The sequence below is a fragment of the Paenibacillus amylolyticus genome (assembly GCF_047302515.1).
GTDB classification, from domain to species: domain Bacteria; phylum Bacillota; class Bacilli; order Paenibacillales; family Paenibacillaceae; genus Paenibacillus; species Paenibacillus amylolyticus_G.
This window is the reverse complement of the sequence record NZ_CP168019.1, coordinates 6,490,557-6,513,133: the sequence shown is the minus strand read 5'-3', so window position 1 is coordinate 6,513,133 and position 22,577 is coordinate 6,490,557. Positions and strand designations below refer to the sequence as shown.

The 22,577-nt window shown below is 49.2% G+C and carries 18 protein-coding genes; 5 read left to right on the top strand and 13 right to left on the bottom strand.

The features are described 5' to 3' along the window. Window positions 1–13: 13 nt before the first annotated feature. The 5 genes from ACDJ59_RS28535 to ACDJ59_RS28515 all read right to left on the bottom strand — a co-directional run bounded on the left by ACDJ59_RS28535 (window position 14) and on the right by ACDJ59_RS28515 (window position 5,101). Entirely contained in the window at window positions 14–1,387 is a 1,374-nt protein-coding gene (locus ACDJ59_RS28535) for an aspartate aminotransferase family protein (RefSeq protein ID WP_413406995.1), read from the bottom strand. A gap of 21 nt (window positions 1,388–1,408) precedes the next feature. After that, window positions 1,409–2,473 carry an ABC transporter substrate-binding protein gene (locus tag ACDJ59_RS28530; RefSeq protein WP_413406994.1) on the bottom strand — a complete coding sequence of 355 codons (1,065 nt, stop codon included), beginning with the start codon at window positions 2,471–2,473 and terminating at the stop codon, window positions 1,409–1,411. A gap of 75 nt (window positions 2,474–2,548) precedes the next feature. After that, complete coding sequence (locus ACDJ59_RS28525; RefSeq protein WP_413406993.1) at window positions 2,549–3,487, bottom strand: ABC transporter permease; 939 nt, start codon at window positions 3,485–3,487, stop codon at window positions 2,549–2,551. After that, on the bottom strand, window positions 3,484–4,296 hold the full coding sequence (locus ACDJ59_RS28520; RefSeq protein WP_413406992.1) for an ABC transporter permease: 813 nt from the start codon (window positions 4,294–4,296) through the stop codon (window positions 3,484–3,486). Before ACDJ59_RS28520 ends, ACDJ59_RS28525 begins: the two co-directional genes overlap by 4 nt. A 4-nt stretch (window positions 4,297–4,300) precedes the next feature. Further along, a complete protein-coding gene (locus tag ACDJ59_RS28515) occupies window positions 4,301–5,101 on the bottom strand; it encodes an ABC transporter ATP-binding protein (protein WP_413406991.1) in 801 nt (266 codons plus the stop codon). 525 nt (window positions 5,102–5,626) lie between these two features. Between ACDJ59_RS28515 and ACDJ59_RS28510 the strand changes: the two genes are divergently transcribed. The 3 genes from ACDJ59_RS28510 (at window position 5,627) to ACDJ59_RS28500 (ending at window position 9,474) form a co-directional block, all read left to right on the top strand. Then, window positions 5,627–7,852: a methyl-accepting chemotaxis protein gene (locus ACDJ59_RS28510; protein ID WP_413409935.1), complete on the top strand. Its 2,226-nt coding sequence runs from the start codon at window positions 5,627–5,629 to the stop codon at window positions 7,850–7,852. 119 nt (window positions 7,853–7,971) lie between these two features. Then, entirely contained in the window at window positions 7,972–8,973 is a 1,002-nt protein-coding gene (gene moaA, locus ACDJ59_RS28505) for a GTP 3',8-cyclase MoaA (protein ID WP_413406990.1), read from the top strand. A 306-nt stretch (window positions 8,974–9,279) separates the two neighbouring features. Beyond that, the gene (locus tag ACDJ59_RS28500; protein ID WP_413406989.1) at window positions 9,280–9,474 is read left to right on the top strand and encodes a hypothetical protein; all 195 of its coding nucleotides are present in this window, start codon (window positions 9,280–9,282) and stop codon (window positions 9,472–9,474) included. 208 nt (window positions 9,475–9,682) lie between these two features. Here ACDJ59_RS28500 and ACDJ59_RS28495 read toward each other — a convergent pair whose 3' ends face one another. Next, window positions 9,683–10,291 (bottom strand): LysE/ArgO family amino acid transporter, encoded by a 609-nt coding sequence (locus tag ACDJ59_RS28495; protein WP_413406988.1) that lies wholly within the window; start codon window positions 10,289–10,291, stop codon window positions 9,683–9,685. Between the two features lie 135 nt (window positions 10,292–10,426). Between ACDJ59_RS28495 and ACDJ59_RS28490 the strand changes: the two genes are divergently transcribed. Further along, the gene (locus ACDJ59_RS28490; protein WP_413406987.1) at window positions 10,427–11,920 is read left to right on the top strand and encodes a PLP-dependent aminotransferase family protein; all 1,494 of its coding nucleotides are present in this window, start codon (window positions 10,427–10,429) and stop codon (window positions 11,918–11,920) included. Between the two features lie 158 nt (window positions 11,921–12,078). Here ACDJ59_RS28490 and ACDJ59_RS28485 read toward each other — a convergent pair whose 3' ends face one another. From ACDJ59_RS28485 to ACDJ59_RS28460, 6 genes are all read right to left on the bottom strand, one after another. Beyond that, entirely contained in the window at window positions 12,079–12,906 is an 828-nt protein-coding gene (locus tag ACDJ59_RS28485; protein WP_413406986.1) for a carbohydrate ABC transporter permease, read from the bottom strand. Further along, the gene (locus ACDJ59_RS28480; protein ID WP_017691891.1) at window positions 12,903–13,787 is read right to left on the bottom strand and encodes a carbohydrate ABC transporter permease; all 885 of its coding nucleotides are present in this window, start codon (window positions 13,785–13,787) and stop codon (window positions 12,903–12,905) included. Before ACDJ59_RS28480 ends, ACDJ59_RS28485 begins: the two co-directional genes overlap by 4 nt. A 179-nt stretch (window positions 13,788–13,966) precedes the next feature. After that, complete coding sequence (locus ACDJ59_RS28475; protein ID WP_047840742.1) at window positions 13,967–15,247, bottom strand: ABC transporter substrate-binding protein; 1,281 nt, start codon at window positions 15,245–15,247, stop codon at window positions 13,967–13,969. A 147-nt stretch (window positions 15,248–15,394) separates the two neighbouring features. Next, complete coding sequence (locus tag ACDJ59_RS28470) at window positions 15,395–16,504, bottom strand: response regulator transcription factor (protein WP_413406985.1); 1,110 nt, start codon at window positions 16,502–16,504, stop codon at window positions 15,395–15,397. After that, window positions 16,501–18,291 (bottom strand): sensor histidine kinase, encoded by a 1,791-nt coding sequence (locus tag ACDJ59_RS28465; protein ID WP_413406984.1) that lies wholly within the window; start codon window positions 18,289–18,291, stop codon window positions 16,501–16,503. The genes ACDJ59_RS28470 and ACDJ59_RS28465 overlap by 4 nt, the downstream gene beginning before the upstream one ends. A gap of 308 nt (window positions 18,292–18,599) precedes the next feature. Then, complete coding sequence (locus ACDJ59_RS28460) at window positions 18,600–20,603, bottom strand: beta-galactosidase (RefSeq protein WP_413406983.1); 2,004 nt, start codon at window positions 20,601–20,603, stop codon at window positions 18,600–18,602. Window positions 20,604–20,878: 275 nt separating this feature from the next. Between ACDJ59_RS28460 and ACDJ59_RS28455 the strand changes: the two genes are divergently transcribed. After that, a complete protein-coding gene (locus ACDJ59_RS28455; protein WP_413406982.1) occupies window positions 20,879–21,823 on the top strand; it encodes an AraC family transcriptional regulator in 945 nt (314 codons plus the stop codon). Here ACDJ59_RS28455 and ACDJ59_RS28450 read toward each other — a convergent pair. Further along, window positions 21,793–22,422, bottom strand: a complete 630-nt coding sequence (locus ACDJ59_RS28450) for a molybdenum cofactor guanylyltransferase (RefSeq protein WP_413406981.1) — start codon at window positions 22,420–22,422, stop codon at window positions 21,793–21,795. The genes ACDJ59_RS28455 and ACDJ59_RS28450 overlap by 31 nt on opposite strands. Window positions 22,423–22,577 lie beyond the last annotated feature (155 nt).

Below are 22,577 nucleotides of genomic sequence, written 5' to 3'. Positions count from 1 at the left end.
CTGTGTATGGCAACTAACCTACGTCCAGGCTACGTAGCGCAACGAGCAAACTTCCAGCGATCAGATCCAACTCATCCTCGGTGGTGACAAACGGTGGGGAGATCGTCAAAATGTTTGCAAACCCCGGTACGGTATCGCCGTTCTTGCCAATCAGGATACCGTCCCTTTTACAACTGGTGAGCACCTTCATTACTTTATCCGCTTCCGCAGGAGACCCGTCTGCTTCAATCAATTCAATGCCACAAGCGAATCCGAATGAACGAATATCCCCTACTATGGAAAGCTCCAGCAAAGGTTCCAGCTTCTCACGAAGCAGATATCCCAGTTCTTCCGCCCGGCTGACCAAATTCTCTCGTTCCAGAATCTCCAGATTCGCAAGTGCCACCCGGCAGGAAACCGGATTCCCGCCAAAGGTATTCACATGGCGAAAATGGGCATCCGGTCCAGGTTCCCGGAACGTGTCATACAGATCCGCTCGCACGGCCGTTGCCGATAGCGGCGAATAGGCACTGGTCATGCCTTTTGCCATCGTCACAATATCTGGCTGTACGCCATAGTTCTGATGACCAAATTTCTGCCCAGATCGGCCAAAACCGCAGATTACCTCATCTACAATGAGCAGCACGCCATAGCGCTGACAGATTTCTTGCACGGTACGCATATAATCCGGTGGTGGGACAATCATGCCGCCCCCTGTGATCACCGGCTCCATAATGACTGCGGCAACCGTCTCAGGACCTTCCCAACGAATCACCTCTTCATAGATGGTTGCACATTCGAGACCGCATCCATCCTTGTTTCGTCCAAACGGACAGCGGTAACAATACGGTGGTGGAACATGAGAGAAACCTACGCCAAGCGGCTCGTATTTAATCTTGCGAGCGGCTTGCCCGGTGGCGCCCAGCGCGCCCATGGAATTACCGTGATAGGCACGGTGACGGGAGATGAATTTGTGCCGAGTAGGCTCACCATTCTGATGGTGGTACTGACGGGCTATTTTGAAAGCCACCTCATTCGCATCTGAACCTGAGTTGGAGAAGAATATTCGATATTCCCCCTCCAGCCAATCATTCAGCTTCTCCGCCAGCAAAATTGCCGGTTCGTGACTCTGCGTCATCGGTACATAAGCGAGTGCTTTCATCTGTTCGTAGGCACTCCGCGCAATCTCCTCACGCCCATGCCCCACATTCACACACCACAGTCCCGACATCGCATCCAGATAACGTGTACCATCCTGATCAGTGATCCAACTGCCCTCCCCACTTACTGCAATCATCGGATGATCGTTATGAGGCGAGATATGATGCCACACGTATTTGCGATCCTTCTCCATCCATTCTTCCTTCGTACCGCCTAGCGGCTGAGGTTGCTGATCCACAGAACTCATTCGTCATCCTCCTCCACACGCTTATTTCACCGCTTCTTCATAGATACTTTTCTCCAGCGCTTCATCCAGATTGGCGGCTTTTTTGATCAGGCCATAGTTCAGTGCAATATCTGCAGTTCGGGTAAACGACTCATCTACAAAGCTACCGACTTGCTGCTCCGTAAATCCTTCCGGGCGGATCAGCTTTGCAATCTCTTCCAGCATCGTGACCTGATGCTCACGAGTGGTACTGCCATCCGTCACATTGCTCATCACGATATCCACCGTTTCATCCTGATTGTCGATGGCGTAGTTCCAGCCTTTCAAAATGGCACGGGTCACTTTGACCGCAAGCTCACGGTTGCTGTCTACCCAATCCTTCTTGGCAATCAGCGTATCCTCCAACATCCCAACACCGGCATCTTCAATGTTGAATACATCCAGATCGGATTCTTTCATCCCACTTTCCAGCACCACGTGAAATTCGTTATAGATCGTTGCCGTCGCCACATCTACCTGATCGTTGAAAAACTGATCCATCGTGAACCCCTGCTTCACCAGTTCAATATCCTTCTTCGGATCCAGGCCATTCTTCTCCATGAACGCGAGCACCTGAAACTGCTGACTGCCAAACCAGGTACTGACCTTCTTGCCTTTCATCTGAGCCGGATCAGTAATACCTAGGGACTTCTTGGCAATCAAGCGATAACTACTCTTCTGCGAGATCTGGGCGAGCGAGACGAGCGGCAGACCGTTATCCCGGCTGACCAGCAAACTGTCTACACCCGTGATTCCCACATCGGCCGCACCATTGACCACCTGCTGCTCAATCACGATATCCGGACCACCCGGAATAATCTCGGCATCAATGCCTTCATCTGCAAAAAAACCTTTTTCCTTCGCTGCATAAATCCCGGCAAATTGCGCCTGCGGCACCCATTTCAGCTGAATTTTCACTTTGGTTAAGGGTTGATCTGCTTCTCCCGCCCCTCCTGAACTCGCAGCGGCAGGTTCAGCCGTCGGCTCGGACTTCGTAGAACATGCGCTCAGCATCGTAACAACCAACAAGACCAACACCAGCAAACCCGGCTTCAACGTTTTGTACATGTACAGAACAACCCCCTGTTTATATACGATTTTTCAAGCAGGTATTACGATCTATGGTGGGTACTCTGATGTACGTTAGTAATCTGTGCGTGCACGATTCCACGGAATGAGTCGCTTTTCTGCCAGGACAACCGCTTCATACAACACAATGCCGAGCACGGCGGCGATGACAATGCAGGACCAGGCCAAGGGCATGTTCGCCAGTCGAATCTGATCCGAGAGCAAATACCCCAGCCCCTGGGAGGCGATGAAAAATTCACCCACAATGGCCCCAATAATACTGGTCGACATATTGATCTTCAGACCAGCAAAGAGGGAAGGCAGCGCGTGAGGCAGTCTCAGCTTCCAAAAAAACTGCATCCTGCTCGCGGCTAGACCACTCAGCAGATCACTGTACTGCGGCTGAATGGAAGTCAGTCCTTTGAACAGGCTGACAGCCATCGCTGCCATTGTAATCACCGTAACGACAGCAATACGCGACCAGATCCCGTCACCGAACCAATTGTTCATAATCGGGGCAAGAGCCACGATCGGAACTGCGTTCAGTGCAGACAAAACCGTAACCGCAGCCCTGCCGCTTGTTGGAAAGAATGATGCACCTGCCGCTGCCAGAGCACCCAACAATGAACCGAGCAAAAAACCTCCCAGCATTTCGGTTCCGCTGTACATCGCATATCGAAAGAGCATATTGGCATTTTCCTGAATGGATGCCGCAATCGCGGAAGGCACAGGCAGTTGGTAGCTTTCCAGCGAGAATATCCAATGAAACAACCTGAGCTGCCAGAGGGAGAGAAACAACACACCCGCACCCCAAGGAAGCATGTTCAGTGCAATGGAGCGTCCGCGGACGCTGGTGCCCAATCTGGCCTTTTCGGCTTGTCCCTGTTGTCCATGAATTTCCGATCCAGGAGCAGATGTTATCTGTAAATCAGTGAGGGGCGTAGCTGCGCCAGTTACAGCAGCAATCGCCACACCTTCATCACGCTTCCGTTGCAAAACTCTACCTTCACTCATGTGGCCTGACCTCCTTTGGCCCTGAATTCAGGTTGCCAGGGGGTTAGCCAACGTTCAGCCAGACTGATGGCCAGATACGAGATCAGGCCAATGCCAATGCTGAGCATGATGGTGGCCCAGAACATGCCAACTTGGGCATGGCCGTAATATAACGAACTGACCATCAGGACGCCGAGTCCGTCGGGAGCGCCCATCAATTCCACAACGATGGAGGAGGTCACCGCCAGCGGAGCGGCTATTTTCATACCAGAAAATAGTCCCGGCAGTGCTGAGGGCAGCAGGCATTTGATATATCGTGCAGTCAGTGAAGCTCCACAGGAACGCATAAGCTCCAGATGCTCTGGTGCTGCACTTTTCAATCCTTTTAACGTATGGATGATGATCGGAAAGAAAGTGACATACGCCGCCATAACAATTCGGGCCCACTCCGCGTTGTGGATGATGCCGTACACAATTGGTGCGAGACCAATAACCGGAACCATCTGTGAGGAGACAACATATGGCGATAACGTGCGCTCCAGCCAGACAGCCGCGCTCATGAGCAACGCCAAACCCAGACCCAGCAGCGTTCCCCCTGCAAAACCAATGGCGGCATTGCCAAACGTGACAGCCCCCTGTTCTGCGAGCGTACCCGAGTACCGAAACAAGGCTACAAGGACTTCGTGAAGATAAGGAAGGCGAGACGCCGCCTGCTGAGGTGACAAGAACAGTTGGAGTATCCAGGCGATTCCTTCCCACAGCACCAATACGGCCATAATCCAGATGACGACCCAGGATCGATATCCCGGTTTAAAGAACCGCAGGGACATGAGATTAATCACGCTCCTCGTAGAAGCAGTTGCGAATGGTCGTGATCATGTGGTAGAAGGCTTCCGTTTCTCTCAGTTCACTATGACGTTCGGAAGGCAGATTGACGGAATGAATGGAATGTACTTGCCCCGGATGTGCCGAGAGCACGATGATCCGGTCGGACAGAAATACGGCTTCGGGGATGCTGTGTGTGACAAAGAGGAAGGTCTTGTCTGTTGAGCGCTTGATCTCAAGCAGCTCCAATTGAAGTTTTTCTTTGGTGAATTCGTCCAGGGCCGAAAAGGGTTCATCCATGAGCAGCAATGGTGGATCAAGCGCAAGTGCACGTGCAATGGATACACGTTGCTGCATCCCGCCACTGAGCTGCCATGGATAATGGTCTGCGAAGCGGGTTAACCCCACCATTTCAAGCAGTTCACCGCTAATGCGGCGGCACTCCTTCCGGCGGGTACCGAGCAGCTCCAAGGGCAATTCCACATTGTGACGAACGGTGCGCCAATCGAACAAGGCGGGTGTCTGGAAGACAATGCCGAACTGCCGCTGTAGCCGAGCCCGCTCAGGCTCCTGACCTGCAATGCGAACAGTGCCTGAGGTGGGCTGAAGCAGATCACCCACCAGCCGGAGCAAGGTCGACTTGCCACAGCCGGAAGGGCCCAGCAGAGAGACAAACTCATTGGACTGGATCTGGAATGTAACATCCGACAAGGCAGTGACTTGTTGTGTACCTGTACCAAAAACAACGGACACATGATCTACATCAATATGGCAGGCTTCGGGGACTGTGGCTGAGGATATGGAGGACATGGGCATTCTCCTTTGTGGGAAGTTGTTTTCATTGCACACCAAGGCTGAATGGGAGGTTTATATACACAAACGTAACAGGTTTTGCTTGTTAGATAATACTATATCGCTTTGGGCGGGGATTACATTATACAGTGTGTTTTGAGTATGGGCCTGTTCATGTTACACAATGTAAAATGAGACGGATTCTCAGATACATACATGTGAGTTTACTTCGTAGATAGCTAACATACATTTCACCTAACAACAAGCGCACGATCATTTGTATTTATTGATTAAATATTCGGAAAATATGACATATGCCCTCGTATTCTTACTCATTTTCTTGTATAAAGATTGAATAGACGTACAAGGACTTCCACCTCAACGTGAGTCAAAGCTCCTGAATGATGAAGGCGGTATCACTATTCCGGATCAATCACACGCAGGTTGGATTCCTCTGTCACATATCACTTTGAAAATCACATATATAGGTCTATCTAAGGATCAGTAGTAACGAAGCTTTCAAATCCAGAAATCGGGGTGGTCATGATGTTTGATTGGCTGGGATGGAGAAAAGGATTGCCGCTCTGGCGATCGTATCGGTTGAACGCACATATGAAGGAAGATGTGGAACAGATTTTTGAGGGGATTGCCGAAACGAGACGGCAGCTTATGATGGACTGGGCAGATGAACAATGGAATCACCTGGATCGTTTGCTTCAACAGATACAGTCGGTCCAATTACAGGATGTATTACAAGGTTCACAGCAACGAAGCAAACTAGATGCATGGTTTCAATCCAGTTATATTCGAGCCGTAGACAGTACGGAGCTATTCATGCTGAACGAACAGAATCAGGTGGTATTCTCTACATATAAGAAACATATTGGACAGATCTATGAAGATTACGAAGCTTTGATTGGACCAGGATTGAAGTACTCCAGAGCAGATCGTCATAGCAAAAAATGCTTGTATGGCCCATATTCCGATCCACTGACGTTGGATATTGGTCCGCGCTCATCCGCATTTCACGATGATGTCACCTTGCTGTTTATCTCCCCAATCCTGCAGGATGGTCGATATGTCGGTTCATTATGCAGCCGTGTTCCCGGGGATGTACTGGGTGACCTGATCCAACGAGAATCAGGTCATATCTATCCCGATTCCGGTGACAATTACCTCTTTATGGCTGAGTCGATATTACGGCCCCATCTGCAACCCGGCACCGCCTTATCCCGAAGCCGCTTCGAAGACCGTACCTTTACGCATGGGGAAAATCTCAAAGATGGCGTCACCACCGAATGGGGTATCGTTTCCGTTAAGGAGCATACCGAACTGGAACTCATGTTCACCGATCCATCGACCGGAGAACTACACCCCGGAGTAGCAAACACCATTCAGAATGGTTCCAATCTGTTCGTAGCCTTTCCCGGCTACTCGGATTACCGCCATATTTCTGTGATCGGCAAAGGCATCACCTTCCAGCTGCCACACTGTCCTGATCGCTGGGGCATGATGTGTGAAGGGGATCTGGAGGAAGTGTATCGGATACGAAGCATCGGCTGGCGCCAGTTCAAGCAGCACTGTCTCTTCACGCTCTTGTCAGGTGTTGCAAGTGCGGCCCTTGTCTATGCCCTGACTGGCAGTGGATGGAGTGCGGCAGCAATGGCCGCTTTTAATGTGCTGTTTGGATTCTTAACTGCATTACAGCTGCATCGCAGCCAATATCGACGGGTTCATGAAGACTTGCGTCGCATCAGCCGATTTATTCGAATTAACGCCGAAGGCAGGGGTGATCTGACCCAGCGCCTGAACACGTCTGCTTTTGCCCAAGATGAATCGGGTGAACTGGCGAAGTGGATCAACAACATGATTGATTCTCTGGAAGGCATTATGCTGAAGGTACAACTTGCCACGGTAGACGTTATGGATAATCAGTATCAGATGCGAACTTCAACAGAGACAACCCAAGGCACGACTGAACGTGTGAACTACAAGCTTGGTTCGATGATTCAGGCCATTCGCACCCAACTGGAAGATCTCGACCAGGCTAAGATCGCTGCAGATCACATGCGCATAACGCTGCAACAACTGGAGACCTCTGCTACCGAACAGATCAGCGTGGCCCAGCAGGAAGTGGAACGAATCGGCGACAAAATGACCCAAATCTCAGGAGCGGTATCCGATACTAACCGTACCATCCTGTCCTTCATGGATACCATGAAAGACATTTACCGTGCACTGGCTGTCATTGATGAAATTTCAGCTCAGACCAACCTGCTGGCTCTGAATGCCACCATTGAAGCTGCACGCGTGGGCGAACATGGCCAAGGGTTCTCGGTCGTGGCAGGGGAAATCCGCAAGCTGGCCGACCTATCCCGCTCCTCTACTGAAAATATTCATCAGATTCTGGACCGAATCTCAACGGCAGCAGGAGCGGCATCACAATTAATCACAGAGGGTGATCAGGTGCTGGCTGAAGGAACGACACTGGTTCAGGCCGCTTCGCAACTTCTGCAAAATGCTACCGCTGAAGAACCTGAACGCACGCAAGTCGTGGATCAAGTGGTCATGCTGATGGAGAATATTGCTGCAATCAGCCATCAGAATCGGGCGACTTCTGCCGAGGTAGAAGCAGAGATGATGGAGCTGATCCGTGATATGTTGCAGGTTCAGCATTCTTCGCATAATGTGGAAGCCATTACGGTCTTTCTGCAACAACTCGTGGGACAATTCCATCTGAATCACCCCGCCAAAAATGCTGTCATCTGACGTCATCGTTGACGCGGATTGGAGAAATAGCTAAAATTTGATGCAACTGTTCCTTTTGAAATTGTCGTATCATTTATAATAGAAGATTTCCAATCTGAACCGATGAAAGGGTGGTCTGCATGGAACTGCTTCAGGATTCATTTGGCCGGATACATGACTACATCCGTATTTCTGTTACGGACCGCTGTAATTTACGCTGTGTGTACTGCATGCCTGCAGAGGGTATGGAGTTTGCTCCACATGATGAGATTATGAGCTACGAAGAGATTGCACAGGTGCTGAAAGTGCTTGCTCCGATGGGCATGCGTAAAGTTCGGCTCACGGGGGGCGAACCGCTGGTGCGGAAGGATCTGCACAAGCTCGTCAGCATGATCTCGGCAATTGACGGGATTGACGATATTGCCCTGACTACCAACGCTCTTCTGCTGGACAAACAAGCTCACGCGTTGAAAGATGCTGGGTTGAACCGGATTAACATCAGTCTGGATTCCCTGCGCGCTGATCGCTTCTCCATGATTACCCGCGGCGGAGATGTGAACAAGGTACTGAAAGGCATTGAAGCTGCAACAGCCGCTGGCCTTGCTCCGATCAAGCTGAATGTTGTGCTGATGAAGGGTATCAACGATGATGAGATCAAGGATTTTATTGCAATGACGATTGATCAACCTCTTCATGTGCGTTTTATTGAATATATGCCGATTGGACAGGCTTCGGATTCATGGCGCAAATCCTATTTGCCGCTGGAAGCCGTGACTGATGTATGTGCTGAAGCAGGCTGGACGGTAGAAAATACAAAAGGCCCTGCGGGCAATGGCCCATCACGAAATATGAAAATTGTGGGCTCCGAAGGCACATTTGGATTGATTCATCCCGTAAGCGATCACTTCTGTGACAATTGCAACCGACTTCGGCTGACCGCTGACGGACATATCAAAGCCTGCCTCTACTGGTCCGATGAGTATAATGTTCGCCGCTTCGTGGATGATCCGGACGCTATGGCGGCACTTTTCCTCAAAGCGCTGGGTACGAAACCAAAGAATCATGAGATGGCTCTGGCTTTGGAACAAAAAATGCAATCGCACACGCCGACGGTACGCCGCATGTCCCAGATTGGCGGATAACAACAGCACGCATATAACACGACCGCGCATTCCTGCGTATGGATATATATCTGTACCGTCAGGATGACCTCTTCACACAACGGATGAGGTAACGCTGGCGCGGTGAACCCTTAGGTAAATCAGCTTTCATAACGTGAAGTGGAGCGTGTCATAAGGCATAGGTGGATAGCCAAAGCAGACAAGAACATGATGTTCTTGTCTGCTTTTTCGTTATATTTTCATAAATTTCTGAAAAACTTCAATTCCCCTATTTCATTTGTTGAAAATTTAATTAATATACGTTATGCCCGTACCAAAGAAGCTACGGTGAATATCGAACGTTCCTTGAAGGATGTTCAGCATTCCATTCAGCAGATGGAGCAGGAGATCACATCCATCTCGCAGTCTAGCAACCAACAAGCGGTGCTGGTAACCGAGTTCAGCGAGGTCATTGATCAGTTGAACAGTGTAAGCCGTGATCTGAAAGTGTTTATTGAATCCATGCTGCTGAAGGCAGAATAGATCCGATTATGATTTCCATAACTCAAATGACCAACCATATATAAGAGACACAACACCAAAGCGTTATTGAGCACTACATATTCCTACTCAATAACTAATTCAACAGGCTATGCTGATCACCAAATTCAGCATCCACATTGAACTCTCCGTGCGATTAACGTCACGGGGAGTTTTTTATTTTAACAGGATGAGTCACATCACGGTCCATTTATGAATAGATGAGCTTCCACAGCATCATAACCGCCAGCCCAACCATGACTACAGCGGACAACCGATTAAACACCAGACTGATGCGTCCAGTTCGATCCGTTCTGCCAATCACCCTGCCTGCGCCTGCAAGTCCCAAGAACCATATCCACGATACAGCCGCGGCTGTCAGGGCAAAATAGATGCGCTCCACCCCTTCATACTGAAGTGAACTGGTGCCAATCACGGCAACCGTGTCCAGCAGAGCATGGGGATTGAGTAAAGATACTGACGCGGCGAACGCAATCTGTCGCCCTGCTGACAATACCGTCTGGGAACCTTCCACAGATTCGGACGACCTCCAAATACTCCATGCCATATATAGCAGAAACAGGCTTCCTACTGCATACAACACATTCGCCAGAACTGGCCATTGCAGCAAAATGAGCGACACCCCTCCAACGGCTGCCCCGATCAACAACGTATCACTGATCCCTGCCGTTATTACAGCAGGCAGTGCATGTATATAACGCCTCTGGCTCATGCCCTGGTTAAAAATAAATACATTCTGCACACCCAGTGGCAAGATCAGGCCAAACGCCAGAATCACTGCGTGAATAACAACCTCCATCGTTCTTCCCCCTTATCTCTGTATTCCATAGTAGGGCAGATGATGGCCGACGTAACCAACCACTTGGATGGCATCAGACCCAACCAAATGATATAGTGTTGGTTACAAAGAAACACGGAGGGGACTCTGCCTGTTATGGAACGTTCTGATTCTCGGCTTAACATGGGGTGGAAACCGAACCCCTCTCTCGACTTGCCCTTATATCGCCAGATTGAAGCCTATGTCCGGCAGAAAATCACAACGGGCGAATGGTCAGCAGGATATCGTCTCCCCTCACAGCGAATATGGGCTGAGTCCATGGAGGTAAACCGCAGTACATTGGTCACTGCCCTTGATAATCTGGCTGCCGCTGGTCTGATTGAAGGCAGACATGGCGGGGGAACTTATATTTCCGGCTCCGGTTGGCATGGTATGGCTCACGGAGCGATGCCCAATTGGAACGAAGCCATTGAGGAGGGCTGGTATTATCCCAACCTGCCCGAGATCCAGCAGATTAATCAGGCTGAATTTCGGCCCGGCATCATACGTCTTGGTACAGGGGAGCTTGCCCCGGAGCTGATGCCTCAGGATGCTTTTAACGACATTCTGTATGCCCTGTCCCATCGTTCTCGTACGCTCAACTACATGGAACCTCAAGGAAGCCTGGAGCTTCGTGAGGCTTTATCCGTCCATTTGCAGACGACTGGCATTCAGGCCTCTCCAGATTCCATACTGATCGTATCGGGCTCTCTTCAGGCACTGCATTTGATTTCGGTCGGACTTCTCCCTCGCGGATCAGCAGTTCTGCTGGAAAAACCGTCGTATCTCTATTCGATTCACGCCTTTCAGTCGGCAGGGTTGAAAATGAGTGGCATCCCGATGGATGACGAAGGATTGCATATTGCACGTCTGGAGGACGCGGTGCAGCATGTAAAAGATCAGGATCACATCTCGCTTCTCTATACGATCCCGAGCTTTCACAATCCCACTGGCTCTGTCATGAGTGATCACCGCCGGGAAGAACTCATGACCACCGCTCGAACACTAGGCATCTCCATACTGGAGGATGCCGCCTATAGTGATCTGTGGCTGGATACACCTCCTCCGTCATCGCTGAAGGTGCGTGACCAAGAAGGACGGGTGCTGCATATGGGCACTCTGTCAAAGGCAGTCAGTCCTGGTTTGCGCCTCGGATGGCTAGTCGGCCCAGAGCCGGTCATTCGTCGTCTCGCCGATATCAAGATGCAGACCGATTACGGCACCAGTTCACTCGCTCAAGAAGCTGCTGCCCTATGGTTCGCCGAAGGACATCATGTAGGACATATAGAACGCCTTCGCCCTGAACTTCGCAAACGCAGAGACTTCATGCTGGAGCTGCTTCAACGTCACTTCCGTGGGATTGCGAAGTGGAAGATACCTGCTGGCGGGTTTTATATCTGGCTTCAATTCACTGTATCCCCTCTCTCCATCCGCCAATTGTTCCATACCTGTCTGGAGCAAAATGTACTTATCCACCCGGGCTATCTGTATGACCGGTTAGATGCGAGTCATATTCGGCTGTCTTACGCTTATGCTTCCCCCGATGAGATGGAGCGTGGATTACAATGCCTTGCAGAAGCTGTCCACAGACTTATGGATTCTGGCTCCTGACTTCGACGAATGCTGTTTCCTGATTTCACAACAAAAAACAGCCTTGACCTGGAAGGACCATGTCCTTCAGATCAAGGCTATTCGCGTAAGTTTCGAAAGTTTGGCCAAATACCAGAGCGGACAAATACCAGCTGCGCTGCGGGATACCTTTGAATGTTTTACCCCTTTACCGCACCCTCCGCAATACCTTCCATAATGAACTTCTGGAAGAACGCATAGATCAGAATAACCGGAATCGCAGTCAATACTAAGGATGACAGAATCAACGGCCACTCCTTGTTGTATTCCCCAAACAGCATGTTCGTGGACAGAATCAGCGTATAACGATTCACATCGGTCAACATGAGCAGTGGCAACAAGAAGTCATTCCAGATCCACAGGAAGTCCAGAATCGCGATGGTGACTGTGATCGGAAGCAGCAGCGGGAAGATAATCTGGAAGAACGTCTGGAACTCATTACATCCGTCCATCTGAGCTGATTCCTCCAATTCACGCGGAATGGACTTCACAAACCCGTGATAGAGAAAGATTGCCATGTTCACACCAAGCCCGATATAGATCAGAGCCAATCCGTACGTGCTTCCCTGTACACCCATACCTTTGGCTACCCGTGTCAGCGGAATCATGATCGAGTGGAACGGCACCAGCATGGATGCAACAAACAGGAAGAAGATCAGGTTACTCAAACGGCCGGAGGTACGTGACAGCTTGTATCCCGCAAGTGAGGCACAGAAGACGATACCACCGATCCCCAGAAAGGATACAATTGCCGAGTTCATGGAACTGCCCAACAGATTGATTTTGTTAAACGCGTCCGAATAATTCTCCCAGTGCAACGTTGTTGGCAACGCGATAAAAGATTGGAACATTTCACCCTGTGTTTTGAAAGAGTTCACAACCGCCATGTAGATCGGCAGCATGGCGACGAGAGAGCCCAGAATCAGCAGCAGTCGAATCAGATAACTGTTCATTCGTTGCATCCTCATGCTTCCACCTCTTTCTTCTTCATGACGGTGATCTGGATGAGTGTAAAGATGAGTACGATGATGAACAGCACAACCGATTTGGCACTCGCATAGCCATATCTGAAGTTGTTGGAGAACGCTTCTTCATAGATATTCATCGTGATCACCTGCGTGGCCCGGCCCGGTCCACCACCAGTCAGTCCATACACCACTTCGAACACTTTGAATGCTCCGTTCAGCGTCAGGAAGAAACAGATGGTCACGGCATGAGTAATCATTGGCAACACCACATTGCGCAGTACCTGGAATGCGTTGGCCCCATCAATAACAGCCGCTTCTTTGAGACTTTTCGGCACACCCTGGAGAGCAGCCAGATAGATGATCATCATATACCCTACACCGTTCCAGAGCGATACGATCAGAATGGAGTAAAATGAAAACTTCGGATCACCCAACCATTGCTGGTCGAGGAACGAAAAAGCCAGTTTCTCTGCGAGCTGTGGCAGCACCTGAGAGAAGATGAAGGTCCACATGAAAGCACTGATGATTGTACTGATCATGTTAGGCATGAAGAACAGCGTCCGGAAAAGCCCTTTGCTGCGCGTTCGTGACTCAATCAACACAGCGAGCAGCAAGGCAATTCCATTTTGCAGAATCAGCATAAATATTACATATTTCATCGTGAACCACAGAGAGTTCAGAAAGTCTGGATCTTCTTTGAACAATTCCACAAAGTTACCCAGACCGATAAAGCTGTAATCCCGATTGAGTCCGTTCCAATCCGTCAGACTATAGAACATGCCACTAAACGTGGGATACAGCAGGAAAATCGCATAGATGACAAAGGCAGGCGCAGTGAACGCGAGCAGTGACAGATACTTCTTGAACACATTCGTAGCCATTGGTTCTCCCCCTTTTCACTCGAAGCGGATGATTGTAAACGAGGGAACGAAGAACGTTCTGCCTGCCGTATCATCTGCTTGGAGACTCTGACGAAACAAAGTACCGCTCATTTGTTGACAAAACTCTCAGACCGTTGAGATTTGCCAACAAAAGCGGGTACTCCATTCCTCACAGCTCCTTACTTGTTGACTTTGTTGTAAGATTTCCACGCCTTGTCGAGCGCATCGATAACCTGCTGTTGATTTAATTGCCCAGAGTAGTAGCCTTGCAACGCTTTGCCTGACTCGTCTTTCACTGCTTGAGGGAGGGATGGGTCCTCATAAGCTTTACCTTCACTCACATATTTCTGGGCATCGTCTACCCACGGGAAGCTCTTGAAGTCATGGATCTTGGCAATCGGATTGAATTTGAGCGCTTCGAAGAATGCACTTGAATCCTTGTCATCGAGAATGTAGTTCACGAAATCGAGTGCCACTTCTTTGTTTTTGCTAGATGACGATACTGCCAGTGAAGTGGAGGTGCTCAGATTGATTTTGGTATCATCCGGATTGTCATTGATCGGCATTGGTGCTACACCAAAGTTCAAGTCCGGGTTGGACTTCAGAATGGTTTCGGCAAACCATGGTCCCTGAATCCACATCGCGGCGCTTCCAGATGCGAAGGCTGCTGAACCATCATCTCCGCCCACTTCCAGCGCTTTGTCCGTTCCATTGGCATTGACGAGATCGAAGATATCGAACAATGCTTTCATATCGGAGAAGGAGCCCTGATCCTGATTCATCTTCTCCACGAAGTCTTTGTGCTCAGACTGAGTTAATGCACCCACGGTAAGTGGCAGGAATAATTGCGGAATCCAGGCTTCTTTGTAGGACAGTTCAAACGGTGTAATGTTGGCTGCTTTGAGTTTCTCCACGACCGCTTTCATTTCCGTTAACGTCGTTGGCACTTCCAGCCCTTGCTCTTCAAAAATATCTTTATTGTACAGATAGCCCCATGATACTGTTTCCAATGGAATAGCTACGATTTTACCCTCCGCATCCGTTATGGAAGGTTTAACCGAATCCAGCAGCTTATCGACAAAAGGTTGGCCCGACAGGTCTTCCAGATAACCAGCTTTGCTGAATGGTGGAATCTCATTGACTGCATGCAGGGCGAACACATCCGGTGCATCATTGGAGGCGAGGCGAGTCTTCAGAATCTGAGGTGCATTGTCCGCAGGCGGCATCTCCAGTTGCACGTTCACTTCAATGTTTTTCTCTGCTTTCTCCTTGGCTTTGAACTGTTCTATATATTTATCGTAATGTTCTTTCAGCCGAGGTTGTGCAACGAATACTTTGAGTGATACCGTGCTGCCTGATGCCGATTCCTCCTGCCCATTGTCCGTTCCTGCATTGGAACCGCAACCTGCGAGCAGAACACTGACCAGTACCGCACTTGCTACGCTTTTCCATACTTTCATCTCTTATGACCTCCCGGTGTGTAACTGGTTTGTCTTTCATAGGATCATTATATATCAGAAAATGAAAGCGCTTCATTGGACAAAATTAGACTTGTGTATTGGATTATTTTAAACCTTAATCCTGCCGCAAATGCTCTCTCGAACGGCTCATTCCGTGCTACTGCCTGAATTGCCGGATATTCGAGCCTGTCCCTTCCGCATCTCCCCAGGTGAAACTCCGAAATGCTTCTTGAATACCCGATAGAAGTAGGACACATCCTCATAACCAGCCATCTCGGCAACATGCTTGAACGGAATCTGTTCATCCATCACCCATTCTTTCGCTCGCGTCATACGCAACTGGATAACATAGTCGGTCACATTAACCTCATACTCTTTCTTGAATACCTTGCTGAGATATTCCTTGCTGACAAAAAAGATCTGGGCGAGCTGCTCCAGCGTAATCATCTCCATACAGTGCTGCTCCATGTATTGCTTCACCTCATTCAGGTTCAGCTTGTTCTTGAACTTACGCTGCGCAATCAGCTGCTCCAAAGCCAGATAGTACGGAGTCGAAATCCATGCGATCGTGGATTCGATGGAAGCCAGCGCTGTTGAAGGAGGTAGCGCCGTTGCTTCGGGCCGCTCGTACAAGCCATTGGAGACGCACAATTCATCCAGCAAAGCCTGTAATTCATGAGCCACCCTTCCAAGCTGCCGAGGTCTATTAATCTCGCATCGTTCCAGCTTCTGCTGTAATTGTTGGAACCACTCACGCAGACTCTGAACGTTCAGGTCATTAAACCGCAGGCGGGCCTGCTGCTGAAACAGGGAGAACTCACCTGCGAACGAAGATGGGTACGATTCCCATGATTCAGGTGCTGATTCAACCTTTTCCAATTCTTTTGCACATTTCGCAAGTACACCATTCAGTTCATCCGGATTCACCGGTTTGAGCAGATAATCTGCAGCCCGATGCCGGATCGCATGTTTTGCATAATTGAAGTCATCATATCCGCTCACCACGATCACCTTGATCTGTGGGTATTGTCCGCTCAGCGTCTGTAACAGTTCCACACCGTCTGTACCGGGCATGCGCATGTCCGTAATGATAATGTGAGGCTGATGCTGCTTGACCAGTTGTATGGCCTGCTCACCATCCTCTGCCTCACCTGCAACGGTCATGCCGAGTTCATTCCAGTCTCCGAGATTGCGCAAAATATCCCGGTTCCACGGTTCATCGTCCACCAACAGCACTCTGTACAGTTCCTTGTTCACAAGGCTTCGCCTCCTGTATTGCAGGGGATTCGTACCGTAACGCTTGTCCCCTGTCCGTATTCACTTTCCATGCTCATCCCATATTCAGGTCCAAAATGCATTACCATTCGTGAGGCCGCATTGACCAGTCCAATACTTGTACCTGAACTCCACACACGATCAGCCTGCCGGGTAAGCCGCTCCAGTCTGGATTTCATCTCCGTTAGTTTCTCAGCATCCATACCCACACCGTTATCACAAATTCGAATGGTTACATCTGTAGATTCATAGACGACCTCAATGCCCAGCTTCCATTCGCCCTGTTTCTTCTCCAGACCATGCAAAAATGCATTCTCCACAATGGGTTGCAAAGACAACTTGGGGATATAACACGCCCGAAGTTCTCCCGTAATCTCCAGTGTATATTCAAGCCTGCCGGCAAAACGCTGCTTCTGAATCAGCATATAATGCTCCAGCTGGTCCAGTTCAGACTGTAGGGGTACAAGTCCATCCGGCGCTCGCACAATATAACGAAACATCTCGCTTAAGGCTCGAATGACCTTGTAACTGTCTGCCGGTTTTTGCGAGTAGACCATGCCGCCAATCATCTGCAGTGTGTTTTGCAGGAAATGCGGATGGATCTGGGATTGCAGTGCTTTGAGCTCGGCCGTCTGCTTCTCCAGATTCATCAGGTAGTTGTCGCGAATATGTTCCCGAATACGACTAGCCATGCCGTGCAGATTTTTCTCCAGCAGACCAATCTCATCTACCCGACCGCTTCGCACCACTTCCCTGTCCTTGATCAGTTGAATACCCTTCATGGAATTTGCCAGTCTGACAATGGGCTTTGATGTACGCCAGGCTACGAGCGCAGCTAGTCCTACAGAAATGACGGTTGCCAGGCCACCCACAACCAATCCATATTTCATCGTTTCCAAGGCACTTTCGTTAACGACATGGGCAGGTACAATCTTGATCACACGCAATCCTGAAGGCTCAATGGAATGAAAGAATACATATTCTTTGGCTGTCCGGATGAAACCCGAACTTTCTTTTGTGCCTGCCAATTTCTCCAGTGCTTCCGCTGAAGGCTGAATCTCTTGGTTTGGCTGATAGACCGGACTGCCCGTGCTGTCAGCAATGTATACCGCATAGTCACCCCGGCTATCCAGCAGCTCCAGGGTCTGGTTGAACTCAGCCCACTTGACCTCCAGACTGATGGCGCCGATCTGTGCCTGATCCTCGAAGCGGTTCATGCTGCGGGTCATGTGAAACTTTTGCGGATCGTCCGGATCATTGATAATCGTAAAATCTTTATGTTGTGCAAAAAGCTCATGATATCCTTCCGGTATTTCCGATACCGCTTTGATGCGAGAATCCATCGAGTTGAAGGTGAACAAGGTGTCCAATTCCTTCAGGTACAGTTCAACGCCAAATACATAATTGCCAGCAGAATAGTATACACTGTTCAGCATATTGAACATGGCCTTCTGTTCATCGAACCGACTGGCTACCGGCGCTTCCTCGTTCAACGCCAGATATTGATGCAATTCGTCACTGATCTGAATGGAATAAATAATATTGTTCATGCGCGCGAACTGTTCACCCAGATAGATGGAGGCCCAGTTCATATTGGCTCGGTTGGTCTCCATAATCTCCTCTTCCATGGAAGAGCGGGTATTCTCAGCAGCCATAGCGGTCATGGCAATGACGGGCAGAACGGCCAGCAGCGTCATGGTAAGAATCAATTTATTGCGAATGCTGCGTTTGAAAGGATCTATCAGCTTCCGATAACATTCGGTAAACACAGCGCATCCACTCCTGAGCTAAAATAGACAAACGCCCCAGCATGGAAGCTGAGGGCGCTTTGGTCTTTATATTCGTTTGGAAATGTTAAAATATCACGTTATACAATAGAATGAATGGTTACACGAGATCACTACGTGGTCAGAACAACCCTCTGATCGCTGTTATCACCGGATTTTTTTGATTTCCTTTTCTAAGGGGAAAATCCGTTGATAAAGGCGAACGCTCCGCTTCCTCAGGTTATTTCTGCCCTCTCCGTTAACGTGTACATGTTGAATTCAACTTATATACCTATATTTATTATTTACTATTATTGTTCGATAATCCGTATGCCCCATGGCTCCAGTTCGATCTTCTCTGCCGCAGCAATCGGGGTTCCTGCCAGAAGTTCAGTCCCTTCTCCATAAGCATTCACGAAGGATGTTGCCTCATCTGCATAATTGAAATAATAGCGAATCGTGTTCCCTTGATCGTTCACACCTGTCTTCACAATGATAGGAAAAGCCAGCTCCTGATCAGCTCCCCATACGCCCGCTTCCTTCATGACATGTTCCAACACCTTACGGATCACCGCAGAACTGGTGTAACAGCCGACATAGGTTGCTTTGCCTTTTCCATAGGCATTCTGGGTAATTGCCGCATATTCACCCCAATGTGGATGATCATACCAAGCGAGTACTTCAGCCGTTGTTGGTGTAATCAGTTCCATCCAGGTGTGAATCTGGTTCTGCTCTTCACCAACTACAAATGGATCATCGCGCAGCGAAACATGTTTTGGCTCTACAAAAAGGTTATAGCTGATCCCGCATGCCTCACTGATCAGGCCGGGCTGGCGGGTAGAGCGTACCTTGATATGCTCATTTGCAAATCCGCTTTTGAACGAGTAGACGATATGTCCGCCATCCTCTACGAATTGATTTAATTTTTCCAGCAATGCATCCGAAGCAGCATACAGAGCAGGTACAACGAGCACATCATACTCCGTATAACTCTCAACCGATGGGTCGATGAGGTCACAGCCAATGTTCATTTTATACAATTCATCGTACATCCAGCGCACCACGTCATTGTAGTTCTTGTCACTGGTGAAGTTAAAACCAAACCACTTGATGGAAGTCAGGGCCTCATTGCTGAACAGCACGGCCACCCGATTCTTTTTCTTCAGATTCACAAGCTTAGGACTCAGTCTTGCAAAATCCCTGCCAATGGTCTTTGCTTCGATGTACACCGGATTCGGTTCAAAGTCATGACTGAGCAATCCTTTCCAGTACGTCTCAAACGAATTGTGCAACGAATGCCAGTGCCAGTAAGCGACCATGTTAGCACCCGATGCCAGATGACTGAATGCCTGCAAACGCAATTGTCCCGGATACGGAACCCAATGCCAGAACGCCTGCGCTTCGGTCTCCAGTACCAGATAGTTCGATTGTTTGGTGGAACGCGCCACATCCCCGCCGAATGAAATCTCAATGCCGGTCAGATCATCTTGGGAAGGATGGTAGATGTCCACACTGGTGATGTCAAAAGGTTTCGATGCGGCAAAATGGTCCACATCCCCTTGAATGCCGTAGGAATATCCACGCCAATCGAAGTCAAAGTTCTGGGTAACAAACTGTCCTTCCTGTTTGTATTCATTCACGATCCCCACTTGCCAAGCCAAAAAGTTGGTTACCAACTGTCGCTGGAACTTGGCAAATTCAGCACCCAGACTGCCGTTGATCGTTCCTACAACAGACGGGAAGTCCTCCCAGCTATTGATCCGATTGCTCCAGTAATCGAGGCCAAATTCCTTGTTGAGTTCATCCAGGGAGCTGAACTTGTTACGCATGTATTTCACGAATTGCAGTTGTACATTATCTCCAGCCGTATTGTAATGCTTCGTCTCGTTATCTGTCTGATAACCGATGACCGCTGGATGTGTGCTTACCCGAGAGATCAGCTTGCGGATGATCCGCTCGGCATAGAATAGATAGGTTGGATGTGTAATGTCCATGATCTGTCTTGCGCCATATTTGCCAGGTCCCTGTGAGGTTGTAGCCAGAACGTCCGGATGTTCCTTGACCATCCACGTTGGAACAGCATACGTTGGTGTGCCAACGATAACCTGAATCCCTGCCTCATGCATGGCATTGAGCACACGGTCTACGGAAGAGAAGTCAAATACACCATTCTGCGGTTCATGGGTACTCCAGGTTGATTCTGCAATGCGGACCACGTTAATCCCTGCATCCTTCATCATCTGAATGTCTTTGTCCAATCTTTCGTAAGGCATATATTCATCATAGTAAGCTACGCCATATAATAATTTGTCCATGATTTAATCTCCTTTTTAGGTGGAAAATATAATGATCTTGACGTGTGCAAGAGTTGACATATTCCAATCCATAATGGTAGCGTTTACATTAATGTCGGTTGAAGAACTTGGATTGTTCAGCAGCCACTTGAAAAGCTGATGTGTTCCATGGATTATCCATGCTTGCGTTAAACTGATTATAATGAAGTATACTACGGGTGCCGATTGTATAAGGCAAGTTGTTTTTACCCTTTTCCGAGGTGAATATGATGGATATGCGATCACAGCTCCGAGAAATGCCTCACCATACGCTGGCCCACTGGCTGCCTATTATCGACAGTAACATCAAATTCTATGGTGCGCACAGTCAACAAGTCCCCTATGGATGGGCGATGCCGGAGGAATCACATCCGGGCTTTGAGATTATGTTGATCATCGAAGGTACGCAGGAGAGTGTGATTCATGGTTATACCTATACCGTGGAGGAAGGTTCCATTCTTCTCATTCCTCCCGGGTTCAAACATACAAATCAATGTGTATCCACGGAAGGCATGACTTATTTTAGCGCTCACTTTAATGTGGATGATCCCGTCTTCACCCTGAAGCTGATGTCACAGCACAGCCGAATCTACGCAGCAGGTACGGCTGATAATAGGAAGATGCGCGTTGTGCTGGAGAGTTGGATGGGGATGATTAACGTATCTGAGGCCTACACGTCCACTGACAAAATGATCATGCAGGCCCGCATGTTTGAACTGTTCGCCCTGTTGTCCCAAGCCGCTGACAATGAACCGGAATCCACCACTTCCGTTGCTGTTTCACATGCACCAGCTCCAACAGCCATGCATTATGCGGGAGCTATAGCGGAGGCGATCAAGCAGGCATTCCATGCCCAGCTTCGAACCAAGGAAAGCAGTGTATCCACGGTCAAAGTAGAGCAAATTATATCCTCGTTTGGCATCAGCCCGGGATATGGTCTACAGGTCTTTCGCAAGGTGTACGGCCGATCACCCAGGGCTTACCTGTCCAGCTTGAAGCTGCAGGAGGCCAAAGTACTGATCGAACAGCCAGAGCTGTCGCTCGGGGAAATTGCGTGGAAGCTCGGTTACACCCATCTGTCCCATTTCAGCAGACAATTCAAACGTTGGACAGGCCAAAGCCCGCTGCAATATCGCAATCATCATGCAGATGCATCAAGTGATCCTGTATCCTACAGATCGGAATCGAGTCCAGAATCTTGATTACGGATACGTTCGTACTCTTCCGGCGTGTTCATATTACTCATTTGCATCGCTACTTGATGAACGCCCGCTCTTTCAAGCTCTTCCGCTTCGACATAACAGCAACCGATCTCTTCAAGCCATCGCATGACTCGAAGATGATCCTGCATCAGGCGCTGCTCGAGATCAGGGAGAACTCGTTTGTGGTAAGCCCCTGCAAGAGGGTGAACTTGTCCATCCACGCGTGGAACGATAGCAGAATAAGAGTTATGCGATTCGACCAGTTTTTTTATTCCATCAAAGAAAGACGTTTGCAGGAGCGGCATATCGCAGGCGCATACCAGATTCCAGTCTGTATCGGAAGCTTCCAGCGCCGCGTGAAGACCGGCGAGTGGCCCCTTCCCCGGATAGTGATCCTGAATGCAGTCGTAGCCCATTGCACCGTAGGTTGTCACATTGGGTCCGGCAGCCACGATGATACGGGATACGGCGGGTCTCATGGCCGTTGTGACATGTTGCAGTACAACGGAACCATTCAGTTCCAGCATGGCCTTGTTGGTCCCCATGCGACTGGATAATCCTCCTGCCAATATGATGCCTGTCCATTCACGCGTGTTCATGTTGTTATCCTCCCTCCTGGTAACGATATGTGTTTGACTGCATCAATTTCAAAACGTTCGCTATGCATTGAATCCCCTTTCAACAAATGATACATTGAACAATATGCATTTGAAAGGAATGGCTTAATTGGACAGACCTGCACCTTCAAGAGGCA

Bases quoted from the DNA above. Each gene is read 5' to 3' on its own strand.
- ACDJ59_RS28475 (WP_047840742.1), bottom strand. From the start codon at position 15,247: ATGAAAGTATGGAAAAGCGTAGCAAGTGCGGTACTGGTCAGTGTTCTG.
- ACDJ59_RS28530 (WP_413406994.1), bottom strand. From the start codon at position 2,473: ATGTACAAAACGTTGAAGCCGGGTTTGCTGGTGTTGGTCTTGTTGGTT.
- ACDJ59_RS28520 (WP_413406992.1), bottom strand. From the start codon at position 4,296: ATGTCCCTGCGGTTCTTTAAACCGGGATATCGATCCTGGGTCGTCATC.
- ACDJ59_RS28485 (WP_413406986.1), bottom strand. From the start codon at position 12,906: ATGAGGATGCAACGAATGAACAGTTATCTGATTCGACTGCTGCTGATT.
- ACDJ59_RS28460 (WP_413406983.1), bottom strand. From the start codon at position 20,603: ATGGACAAATTATTATATGGCGTAGCTTACTATGATGAATATATGCCT.
- ACDJ59_RS28535 (WP_413406995.1), bottom strand. From the start codon at position 1,387: ATGAGTTCTGTGGATCAGCAACCTCAGCCGCTAGGCGGTACGAAGGAA.
- ACDJ59_RS28525 (WP_413406993.1), bottom strand. From the start codon at position 3,487: ATGAGTGAAGGTAGAGTTTTGCAACGGAAGCGTGATGAAGGTGTGGCG.
- ACDJ59_RS28480 (WP_017691891.1), bottom strand. From the start codon at position 13,787: ATGGCTACGAATGTGTTCAAGAAGTATCTGTCACTGCTCGCGTTCACT.
- ACDJ59_RS28450 (WP_413406981.1), bottom strand. From the start codon at position 22,422: ATGAACACGCGTGAATGGACAGGCATCATATTGGCAGGAGGATTATCC.
- ACDJ59_RS28490 (WP_413406987.1), top strand. From the start codon at position 10,427: ATGGAACGTTCTGATTCTCGGCTTAACATGGGGTGGAAACCGAACCCC.
- ACDJ59_RS28455 (WP_413406982.1), top strand. From the start codon at position 20,879: ATGCCTCACCATACGCTGGCCCACTGGCTGCCTATTATCGACAGTAAC.
- ACDJ59_RS28515 (WP_413406991.1), bottom strand. From the start codon at position 5,101: ATGTCCTCCATATCCTCAGCCACAGTCCCCGAAGCCTGCCATATTGAT.
- ACDJ59_RS28495 (WP_413406988.1), bottom strand. From the start codon at position 10,291: ATGGAGGTTGTTATTCACGCAGTGATTCTGGCGTTTGGCCTGATCTTG.
- moaA (WP_413406990.1), top strand. From the start codon at position 7,972: ATGGAACTGCTTCAGGATTCATTTGGCCGGATACATGACTACATCCGT.
- ACDJ59_RS28510 (WP_413409935.1), top strand. From the start codon at position 5,627: ATGATGTTTGATTGGCTGGGATGGAGAAAAGGATTGCCGCTCTGGCGA.